Origin of the sequence: Micromonospora sp. AMSO31t (genome assembly GCF_008868175.1) — a bacterium.
GTDB lineage: Bacteria > Actinomycetota > Actinomycetes > Mycobacteriales > Micromonosporaceae > Micromonospora.
This window is the reverse complement of the sequence record NZ_WBKT01000205.1, coordinates 1-9,807: the sequence shown is the minus strand read 5'-3', so window position 1 is coordinate 9,807 and position 9,807 is coordinate 1. Positions and strand designations below refer to the sequence as shown.

Annotated in this window: 10 protein-coding genes; 4 read left to right on the top strand and 6 right to left on the bottom strand. The window is 75.3% G+C overall.

The features are described from left to right. On the bottom strand, positions 1–1,144 hold a 1,144-nt coding region (locus F8274_RS28170), incomplete at its 3' end, for a glycoside hydrolase family 3 N-terminal domain-containing protein (protein WP_151465392.1). Positions 1,145–1,267: 123 nt separating this feature from the next. Between F8274_RS28170 and F8274_RS28165 the strand changes: the two genes are divergently transcribed. Further along, on the top strand, positions 1,268–2,443 hold the full coding sequence (locus F8274_RS28165; protein WP_151465391.1) for an ROK family transcriptional regulator: 1,176 nt from the start codon (positions 1,268–1,270) through the stop codon (positions 2,441–2,443). Positions 2,444–2,556: 113 nt separating this feature from the next. On the opposite strand, the gene F8274_RS28160 is transcribed toward F8274_RS28165, so the two are convergent. Both F8274_RS28160 and F8274_RS28155 read right to left on the bottom strand, forming a co-directional pair. Beyond that, positions 2,557–3,567, bottom strand: coding sequence for an ABC transporter permease subunit (locus tag F8274_RS28160; RefSeq protein WP_151465390.1), 1,011 nt, complete (start codon positions 3,565–3,567; stop codon positions 2,557–2,559). Continuing rightward, positions 3,564–4,568: an ABC transporter ATP-binding protein gene (locus tag F8274_RS28155; RefSeq protein WP_151465389.1), complete on the bottom strand. Its 1,005-nt coding sequence runs from the start codon at positions 4,566–4,568 to the stop codon at positions 3,564–3,566. Before F8274_RS28155 ends, F8274_RS28160 begins: the two co-directional genes overlap by 4 nt. Positions 4,569–4,643: 75 nt before the next feature. Here F8274_RS28155 and F8274_RS28150 point away from each other — a divergent pair, with 75 nt between their 5' ends. Both F8274_RS28150 and F8274_RS28145 read left to right on the top strand, forming a co-directional pair. Further along, on the top strand, positions 4,644–5,540 hold the full coding sequence (locus F8274_RS28150; RefSeq protein WP_192580025.1) for an ABC transporter ATP-binding protein: 897 nt from the start codon (positions 4,644–4,646) through the stop codon (positions 5,538–5,540). Positions 5,541–5,560: 20 nt separating this feature from the next. Beyond that, positions 5,561–6,460 carry a ribokinase gene (locus F8274_RS28145; RefSeq protein WP_151465387.1) on the top strand — a complete coding sequence of 300 codons (900 nt, stop codon included), beginning with the start codon at positions 5,561–5,563 and terminating at the stop codon, positions 6,458–6,460. Positions 6,461–6,462: 2 nt separating this feature from the next. Here F8274_RS28145 and F8274_RS28140 read toward each other — a convergent pair whose 3' ends face one another. Further along, positions 6,463–7,431: a helix-turn-helix domain-containing protein gene (locus tag F8274_RS28140; protein WP_151465386.1), complete on the bottom strand. Its 969-nt coding sequence runs from the start codon at positions 7,429–7,431 to the stop codon at positions 6,463–6,465. Positions 7,432–7,502: 71 nt separating this feature from the next. Between F8274_RS28140 and F8274_RS28135 the strand changes: the two genes are divergently transcribed. Continuing rightward, positions 7,503–7,955 (top strand): rhodanese-like domain-containing protein, encoded by a 453-nt coding sequence (locus tag F8274_RS28135; RefSeq protein ID WP_151465385.1) that lies wholly within the window; start codon positions 7,503–7,505, stop codon positions 7,953–7,955. 5 nt (positions 7,956–7,960) lie between these two features. Here F8274_RS28135 and F8274_RS28130 read toward each other — a convergent pair whose 3' ends face one another. After that, a complete protein-coding gene (locus F8274_RS28130) occupies positions 7,961–8,605 on the bottom strand; it encodes a hypothetical protein (protein ID WP_151465384.1) in 645 nt (214 codons plus the stop codon). A 71-nt stretch (positions 8,606–8,676) separates the two neighbouring features. Continuing rightward, a complete protein-coding gene (locus tag F8274_RS28125) occupies positions 8,677–9,159 on the bottom strand; it encodes a DUF6232 family protein (protein WP_151465393.1) in 483 nt (160 codons plus the stop codon). Positions 9,160–9,807 lie beyond the last annotated feature (648 nt).

Sequence of the window (9,807 nt, the reverse complement as noted above, 5' to 3'; positions counted from 1 at the left end):
GCACCCGCCCCTCGGCGATGGTGGAGGTGGCGTGCACCTGCACCACCAGCGGCGCGGCCAGGCCGGTGACATCGCCCTCGACGCGCACCGCGCGCAGGGCGGCGGCGTAGCCGAGGCCGTCCGGGGTGTCCGCCGCGGAGCCGCCCGCGCCGGTCCAGGCGGCCAGCTCGGCGGCCCGGCCGGCGGCCTCCTCGACGCGGGCCCGGTCCAGCCGGCCGTCGGCGAGCGCGGCGACGATCTCCTCGACGACGTGCTCCACCAGGCCGGCGTCGACCTTCGCGCCGATGCAGAGCAGGTCCGCCCCCGCGGCAAGGGCGCGGACCGCGGCCGGGCCCACACCGCCGGCGGCCAGCGCGGCGCCCTTCATCTCCAGCGCGTCGGTGATCACCGCGCCGGTGAAGCCGTACTCGGCGCGCAGCAGGTCGACCAGGACCGCCCGGCTGAAGGTGGCCGGACCGTCGCCGGTCAGCGCGGGCACCCGGATGTGGGCGGTCATGACGGCGCGTACCCCGGCGTCGACCACCGCGGCGAACGGCGGCAGGTCACGCTCGCGCAGCACGGCCGGCGGCACGTCGACGGTGGGCAGCTCGTGGTGGGAGTCGGCGACCGTCGCGCCGTGTCCGGGGAAGTGCTTGGCGCAGGCGGCCACCCCGGCGGACTGGAGGCCGACGACGGCGGCGGCCGAGTGGACGGCCACCCGGACCGGGTCGGCGCCGAACGAGCGGGTGCCGATCACCGGGTTCTCGTCGGCGGTGTTCACGTCGACGGTCGGGGCGAGGTCCAGGTTGATGCCGAGGGCGGCCAGCTCCGCGCCGATGGCCGCGTACACCTGGCGGGTCAGGGTCGGGTCGTCGACCGCGCCGAGGGCGGCGTTGCCCGGGTACGGGCTGCCGGTGGCGTGCGCCAGCCGGGTGACGTCCCCGCCCTCCTCGTCGATGGCGATGAGCACGTCCGGCCGGCCGGCGCGCAGCGCCGCGGTGGTCGCCGCCACCTGGCCCGGGTCGTGGATGTTGGTGCCGAACAGGGTGTGCCCGGCGAGCCCCTCGGCGAGCAGGTCGACCGCCCAGTCGGGCGGGACCGGGCCGGGGTACGCCGCCAGCAGCGTGCCCAGCGCGAGCCGGCGGAGTCCTGGATCCAACCCCACGAGTATCCCCTTTCCCTGCCGGGTCGTCCGACGGCCCCGGTTCGGGGCGGCCGATACGCTAACGGACACCCCTCGGCAGGCGTTTTGTGGTTAGCAAACTTTACTGAAAATTGAGGACGTGGCATGAGTGCGACCCGGCTGCCCGGCACCCCCCGACTGTTGCGGGCGCTCAACGACCGCGCGGCGCTGGAGCTGCTGCTCGAGCAGGGGCCACTGACCCGGGCGCGGATCGGCGAGCTGACCGGGCTCTCCAAGGTCACCGCGTCCCAGCTGGTCGAACGGCTGGAGGAGCGCGGCCTGGTCGCCCGGGTCGGTGAGCAGGCCGGCGGGCGGGGCCCGAACGCCCAGCTCTACGCGGTCCGGCCGGGCAGCGCGTACGTGGTCGGCGTGGACGTCGGCGCCGAGCGGGTGGTGGCCGCCTGCGCCGACATCACCGGGGCGGTGGTCGGCCGGGTCGAGCAGTCCACGAAGGACACCGACGACCCGGTGGGCGTGGTGCACAACGCGGTGGTCCAGGCGGCCAGCAGCGCCGGCGCCGAGCTGTCCAGCGTGCGCCGGATCGTGCTCGGCACCCCCGGCCTGGTGGACCCGGGCACCGGCGACATCACCTTCGCGTTCAACCTGCCCCGCTGGCACAGTGGCCTGCTCGCCGCGCTCCGCGAGGACCTGCACACCCCGGTGGTCTTCGAGAACGACGTGAACCTGGCCGCCGTGGCCGAGGCGCAGTCGGGCGCGGCGCAGGGCACGGCGGACTTCGTGCTCGTCTGGCTGGACGCCGGTGTCGGTCTCGCGATCATGCTGGGCGGGCGGCTGCACCACGGCAGCAGCGGCGCGGCCGGCGAGATCGGCTACCTGCCGGTGCCCGGCGTACCCATCCCGCGGGACGTGTCGAAGCGGGCCAAGCCGGCGTTCCAGCAGCTCGCGGGGGCCGACGCGGTCCGCGCGGTGGCCACGGAGCACGGCTTCGCGGCGGCCGGCGCGGCCGACGCGGTCCGCGCCGCGATCGCCGCCGGCGAGGCGGGCGACCCCCTGCTGGACGAGTTGGCGCGCCGGCTGGCGCTCGGGGTGGCGAGCACCTGCGTGGTGCTCGACCCGCCCCTGGTGGTGCTGGCCGGCGAGGTGGGGCGGGCCGGCGGGGCGGCGCTGGCCGAGCGGGTGCAGCGCGAGGTCGCCGCGATCACCCTGGTCCGGCCGCGGGTGGTGAGCACCGGGCTGACCGAGGAGCCGATCCTGCGCGGCGCGCTGCGCACCGCCCTGGACGAGGTGCGCGACGAGGTGTTCGGCTCGACGGTCGGCTGACCGCCGGCCCGTCGTCGCCGCTGCCGCCATGCGAAGGAATTCTTCACGAGGTGGCGAATGTCTGCAAGGAGTTGCCGGTGCGGTCCCGGATCCGGGACCGCACCGGCGCACCCTCAGATCAGGTCGCGGCGGCGGAACACCGTGAACGCCCCCACGACCAGGGCGGCGGTCAGGCCGAGCAGGACCACCAGCCCCGGCGCCCAGCCCAGCGTGTAGTAACCGTCGCAGAAGCCCGCGATGTCACCGGTGCAGGCGTCGTTGTCCCAGAACTGGGCCTCGCCGCTGAGCCACGCCGCCAGGTAGCTGGAGAGCATGAACCGGTCCGGGCGGGTCACCGACAGGATCTGGAACACCAGCCGGGCACCCAGCTCCCACACCACCAGGTAGGCGGCCACCGTGCCGAGCGCCGCCGAGGTGTGCCGGCCGAGCGTGGCCATGGCGAAGCCGAGCGCCGCGGCCAGCAGCACCAGCACCAGGCCGCGCACCCAGACCGCGGCGAGCGACGACCAGAACGCGCCGCCCATCCGGCCGGTGAGCCCGGAGGCCTCACCGATCAGCCAGAACACCCCCAGGTACGCCACCGACGCCAGCGCGGAGAGCCCGAGCAGCCCGCCGAGCAGCGTGCCCAGCTTCGCGCCGAGCACCACGAGCCGGCGCGGCCGCCAGAGCAGCAGGTTGACCACGCCGCCCGAGTTCAGGTCGGCGCCGATGTAGGAGGCGCCCACCAGGAACCCGAACATCGCCAGGAACGCGATCAGGAAGTAGAGCAGCGGCTCGGCCTCGTTGGCGAAGACGAACACCCCGCTGAGGTAGTCGGAGGCGCTGGGCAGCTTCTCCATGAGGGCCGGGTCGATCTGCGCGCAGTCCCGCGGCAGGTAGTCGTTCTCGTCCGGCGTCACGGTGCCCGCCTTGATCCGCAGGCAGCGGTCGTGCGCCAGCTCCATGTTGCGCACCTCCTCCGCGGCCTGCGCCTGGGCCCGGCTCAGCTCCACCGGCGTCGGCCGGTGCGAGCCGGCCAGCGTGGTCGCCACGGTCACCGCGAAGGCCACCGCCAGCAGCAGCACCATGAGCTGGACGAAGCGGCGGGCGGCCAGCCGCTCCAGTTCGGCACGGACCAGGTTCACGCGTCCACCTCCCGGCTCTCCCGGACGTCCAGGTCGATCACTCCGTCGTTCGGCGGCGCACCGTCCACCTGGCGGGGCAGCGCCGGATGGGGGTGGTCGCCGGTCAGCTCCAGGAAGACGCTCTCCAGGTCGGGCCGGAGCGGGATCAGCTCGCGCACCCAGAGGCCCTGCTCGCCCAGCGTGCGGCTGATCAGCTCGGGGTCGACGACCCCGGTCACCACCAGGTGGTCGGCATGCGGGGTCACCGCCATGCCGGCACGGCCCAGCAGCTCCACGGCCCGCTCGGGCTCGGCCACCCGGACCTGCCACTGGTGCTGGTCGAAACCGGCCAGCACGTCCTCCACCGGCCCGTACGCCACCCGCCGGCCCCGGCTGATGATCGTCACGTGGTCGCAGATGAGCTGGATCTCGGCCAGGATGTGGCTGGACAGCAGCACGGTCACCCCGGCCGCGGCCAGCGACCGGGTGAGATCCCGCATCTCCCGGATGCCGGCCGGGTCCAGGCCGTTCGCCGGCTCGTCCAGGATCAGCAGCTGCGGGTCCTTGAGCAGCGCCGAGGCCACCGCCAGCCGCTGCTTCATGCCCAGCGAGTAGCCCTTGACCCGCTCGTCGCCCCGGTCCCGCAGGCCCACCTGCTCCAGCACCTCGTCGACCCGGGCGGTGGGCACGCCGCCGGCCAGCGCCAGCAGCCGCAGCGTCTTGCGGCCGGTGAAGTTGCCGAAGAACTGCGGGCTCTCCACGATCGCGCCGACCCGCCCGGCCACCTCGGCCAGCCGATCCGGGGACTCGGCCCCGAGCACGCTCATCCGGCCGGCGTCGGCCCGGACCAGCCCCAGCAGGGCGCGCAGCGTGGTGGTCTTCCCCGAGCCGTTCGGCCCGAGGAAACCGTGCACCTGCCCGGCCTCGACCAGCAGGTCGAAACCGTCGACGGCGGTCCGGCGCCCCTGACGCAGGGTGTGGAACGTCTTGCGGAGACCGGCGATCTCGATGACCGCGCTCATCCGCACGCCTCCCGGCAGCGGTCGGGCATGAGGTGTCCTCCCGGAGTGGTGACCAACGACACGGCGCCCCACCCTATGGCCGCGACGCCGCCCGTGGGGGGCACCGTGCCGGCTGCGTGGTTGGATGGACCGGTGACTGGTGACCTGATCCCCGGCGCCGCCGGCACCCCCGCCCCCGCACCCCTGGACGCGGATCTGGTGGTCAGCCTCGACGGTGTCGGCGTCCGCCGCTCCGGCAGCACACTGGTGCAGGACGTCGACTGGCGGGTCGAGCTGGACGAACGCTGGGTGGTGCTCGGCCCGAACGGCGCCGGCAAGACCACCCTGCTCAACCTCGCCGCCGGCCGGCTGCACCCGACCACCGGCACGGCGCACGTGCTCGGCGAGCGGATCGGCCGCACCGATGTCAACGAGCTGCGGACCCGGATCGGCCTCTCCACCGCCACGCTCGCCGAGCGGATCCCCGGCGACGAGCGGGTCACCGACGTCGTGGTGACCGCGGCCTGGTCGGTGGTGGGGCGCTGGCGGGAGAGCTACGACCGCACCGACGAGACCCGCGCCCGCGCGCTGCTCGGCCAGCTCGGCGTCGCCCACCTCGCCGACCGGACGTACGGCACGCTCTCCGAGGGCGAGCGCAAGCGGGTGCAGATCGCCCGGGCCCTGATGACCGACCCGGAGCTGCTGCTGCTCGACGAGCCCGCCGCCGGGCTCGACCTGGGCGGCCGCGAGGACCTGGTGGCCCGGCTCGCCGAGCTGGCGTACGACCCGGACGCACCGGCCATGGTGCTGGTCACCCACCACGTCGAGGAGATCCCGCCGGGCTTCACCCACGCGCTGCTGCTGCGCGAGGGAGGCATCGTGGCGCAGGGCCTGCTCGCCGAGACGCTCACCGCCGACAACCTGTCGAAGACGTTCGGCCTGCCGCTGGTCGTCGCGCGGGCCGGCGAGCGCTGGACCGCGCGCGCCGCCTGAGCCCGACGGGAGGGGACGCCGTGCCGCAGACCCGGGTCGCCGTGGTGGGCAGCGCGAACATGGACCTCGTCGGCACCGCCGCGGCGCTGCCCCGACCGTGGGAGACCGTGCTCGGCAGCGACTTCGTCATGCTGCCCGGCGGCAAGGGCGCCAACCAGGCCGTCGCCGCCGTGCGCGCCGGCGCCTCCGGCGTCTTCCTCGGCGCGATCGGCTCCGACGCCTTCGGGGTCACCCTCAAGGCCCGGATCACCGCGGCCGGCGTCGACACCGGCCACCTCCGGGTGGTGTACGGCCCCTCCGGCGTCGCCCTGGTCATGGTCGGCGGCGCGGGGGAGCACGCCATCCTGGTCACCCCCGGCGCCAACGACGCGTTCACCGGCCTCACCGAGGGCGAACTGACCGCCGTACGCGAGGCGGACGTGCTGGTCGCGCAGCTTGAGGTGCCGGTGGAGACGGTGACCGCGGCGGCGCTGGCGGCCCGGTCGGCCGGCACCCGGGTGGTGCTCAACGCGGCGCCGGCCCGGCCGGTGCCGGCGGAGCTGCTGGCCGCCACCGACCTGCTGGTGGTGAACGAGACCGAGGCCCAGGCGCTCACCGGCCGGGGCAGCGACGAGCCGGCGGCGCTGCTCGAACTGGTGCCCCGGGCGGTGCTCACCCTCGGCGGCGCCGGCGCCTGGTACGTCGCGCGCGACCGGCCGGCCGTCCACGTCCCGGCCGTGAAGGTTGACGTGGTCGACTCCACCGCCGCGGGCGACGCCTTCACGGCCGCCCTGGTCGTGGCCTGGGGCGAGGGGCGCGACCTGGTCGAGGCGGTGCACTGGGCCGCGGCGGCCGGCGCGGCCTGCGTCCGCAAGCTCGGCGCCTCGGTGGCCCTGCCCCTCCGGGCCGAGATCGACGAGCTGTTCAGCCGGCCGGCCTGACCTCAGGCGGCGCCCGCCCGGAACGCCCGCCGGTACGCCGACGGTGAGGTCCGCATGGCCCGGCCGAAGTGGTGCCGATAGGTGACCGGGCTGTCGAAGCCCACCGCCCCCGCGATCTCGGCGACCGGGGCGTCGGTGGTCTCCAGCAGGGCCAGGCTGGCCCGCACCCGCTGGTCGATCAGCCAGCGGATCGGGCTGGTCCCGGTGGCCCGGGCGAAGTGCCGCAGGTAGCTGCGGGTCGACAGGTGCGCCTGCCGGGCCAGCGCCGCCACGGTGAGCGGCTCGGCCAGGTGGCGGACCGCCCACGACAGGCTCGCGGCGATCCGGTCGTCCCCCGGGTCCACACTCACCGGCGCCTCGATGAACTGGGCCTGCCCGCCGTCGCGGTGCGGCGGGATCACCAGCCGGCGGGCCACCGCGTTGGCGACCGCCGCGCCGAAGTCGCGCCGGACCACGTGCACGCAGAGGTCCAGGCCGGCGGCGCTGCCCGCGCTGGTGAGGATGTCGCCGTCGTCCAGGTAGAGCACGTCCGGGTCGACCGTGACCGCCGGGTGGCGGCGGGCCAGCAGGTCCGCGTACCGCCAGTGGGTGGTGGCCCGCCGGCCGTCGAGCAGACCGGCGCCGGCCAGGGCGAAGGCGCCGGAGCAGATCGACATGAGCCGGGCGCCCCGACGGTGCGCCCGGCGCAGCGCCGCCACCAGCTCCGGCGACGGGTCGACGGTCACGTCCGGCACCCCGGACAGGATCACCGTGCCGGCCCCGGCGAGGGTCTCCAGGCCGTACGGGGTGTGCAGGGCGGCCCCACCGACGACCGGCACCGGCCCGGGGCGCTCGGCGCAGACGGTGAGCCGGTACCAGTCGACCTCCAGCTCGGGCCGGGGCAGACCGAACACCTCGGTCACGATGCCGGTCTCGAAGACCGACATCCCCGGGTACGCGAGCACCGCCACGGTCCGGTCGACGGGAGTCATGGCGGGATGTTAGCGAAGGACGGCGATCACGCCACTCCCGGCGGCGGCACGACCGGCCGCAGGATCGGTGCATGACCTTCTCCGTGCCGCCGGCCGACCCGGCGACCGCCGCCGCCCACTTCCACGCCCGCCTCAGCTTCGAGACCGACGTCAGCGACGTGCACGCCGCGCTGGAGGCGGGCAGCCGCGGGCTGGTCGTCGTCGACTCCCGCGGCGACGCCGCCTGGCGGCAGGGCCACCTGCCGGGTGCCCTGCACCTGCCCACCGCCGAGATCGCCGCCCGGGCCGCCGACCTCGTCCCGGCCGGGTCGGCGGTGGTGACGTACTGCTGGGGGCCGGGCTGCAACGGCGCCACCCGGGCCGCGCTGGAGTTCGCCCGGCTCGGCCACCCCGTGAAGGAGATGCTCGGCGGCTTCGAGTACTGGGCGCGGGAGGGGCTGCCGGTGGTCACCCCGACCGGCACGGTGCGGCGGCGGGTGGACGAGTTGACCGCGCCCCGGTCCGCCGCCGCCTGCGACTGCTGACCGGCTCAGTCGACGGGCTCGTCGGTGAGGCGTTCGCCCCGGCGGCGCAGCATGCCGAGCCCGGGGATGCCGGCCACCGCCAGCTTGAGGTCCCGGGTGACCGCCAGCAGGTCGTGCAGGTCCGGGCCGACGCGGTCCAGGGTGGCCAGGATCGGCAGCACGTCCGAGGTCAGGTGCTCCTTCAGCTTCGGCAGCTCGTCGACCAGCCGGATCGCCGCGGTCACCTCCTCCGGGCTGAGCTGCTCGACGAACCGGGTCGTCATCGGCGCGGCCCGGCGCAGCGCCGGCTCGTACGCCCCCAGCAGCTCGGCCGCCGTGCCGGCCACCCGGTCGGCCTCGTCCACCACCGAGGCGGCGGCCGTGGCCACTCCGGTGGCGGTCTCGATCGCCCCGGTGGCGGCGGCGCTGATCACGGCGACCTCCCGGACCGCCGCGTCGGCGTCGTCGAGCACGCGGTCGGTGCGGTCCAGGGTGGCCTCGATCCGGTCGACCACCCCGTTGATCCGCCGCAACAGCGTCTCCACCTCGTCGAGCACCGCGAAGGCGCGGGCCGGCACGGCGGCGAACGCGGCGGCCGAGCCGAGCGCCTGGTCCAGGGCGGAACGGGTGAGCCCGACGACGGCGCCGGGACGGGGGAGGGGAATCGCCATGCCACCCAGTGTGCGTCCCGCCAGCCAGGGCCGCCGGGTGGCAGCGGGCGGCCAGGGTCACACCCGGACGGTCAGCGGCGGTCGCCCTGCTGCTCGACGGCGCGCTGCACGGCCCGGTAGATCTGGCCGAACCGGAGCGCGTCGGGTGTGCGCAGCAGCAGCACCTCCCGCCCGTGGTGCTGCACCCACAGCTCGTGCACCCGGTTGCCCCGCTCGTAGGAGCGGTCCAGCCAACCGAGCGGCACCTCCAGGAACGGGGTCAGGGCCAGCCCGACCACCACGAACGCGGCCAGGATGACCAGCGCCAGCTTCCAGTCGCCCCGGTCCTGCGCGGCCCAGGCCAGCGAGAGCACGCAGACCAGCGCCACGAGCGGCGGCAGCGACAGCAGCAGGATGAGCACCCCGCGCCCCAGGACCCGGCCCCGGACCGCCAGGGTGGTCGCGCCGCGGGCGTGCCAGACGTACGTGACGTCGGCGAGCGCGACGACGTGCCCGCCCGCGTGGATGGCCTCCGAGGTGACCTGTACCGCGTCGTCCCGGTAATAGAGGGTCATCATTCAGCCTAACCATCCGGAGTCCAGTGTGGGCGGTGGTCGCCCGGCTCGGTCGGCGGTAGGTGCTGCCGGCCTTCCGCGTTGAGTCGTTCAGCGGCATCGCCTCCTCAGGGTGGCGCCGCTGGGATGTGGGCGGAGCGCCCGGTCCGGCCGATTGTGGGGTGCTGTCTGCCTTTCGACCTGAGTCGGTGAAGACATCGCCCACGCGGCGTGAGGCCCGCTCCCCGGCCCTGCGTGGAACGGGCAGGGCGGTTTGGACGACGCGGCCCTGACCGGCGGTCCGTCGCAGGGCGATGCCATCGCGGGCAGTCCCGGTGCTTCGGGTGCATCTGCTGTCGCTCCGGCGACGACAGATGCACCCGAACCCGCGCCGGTGGGCCTACTGGAGCAGCCGCACGTCGGTCGCCCCGGGCGTTGCGCAGTGGCGCGCCAGGCTGAGGGGTGGCGCTGGGCCTGAATCGCGGTGAGTCGTTGGTGACATCAGCTCGAAAGGCGGCCAGCACCAGGGTCGACGCTCTGCCGGGCGCCGACCGCCGGGGCCGTGGAATCCGCAGGGCGATCCTCGGGCCGGGCACTGCCGCGGGACCGGTTCCGGGTGCGCGCCGACGGCGGCGGTGTCCGGGGGAGAGGGCGAGGCGGCGAGCGACC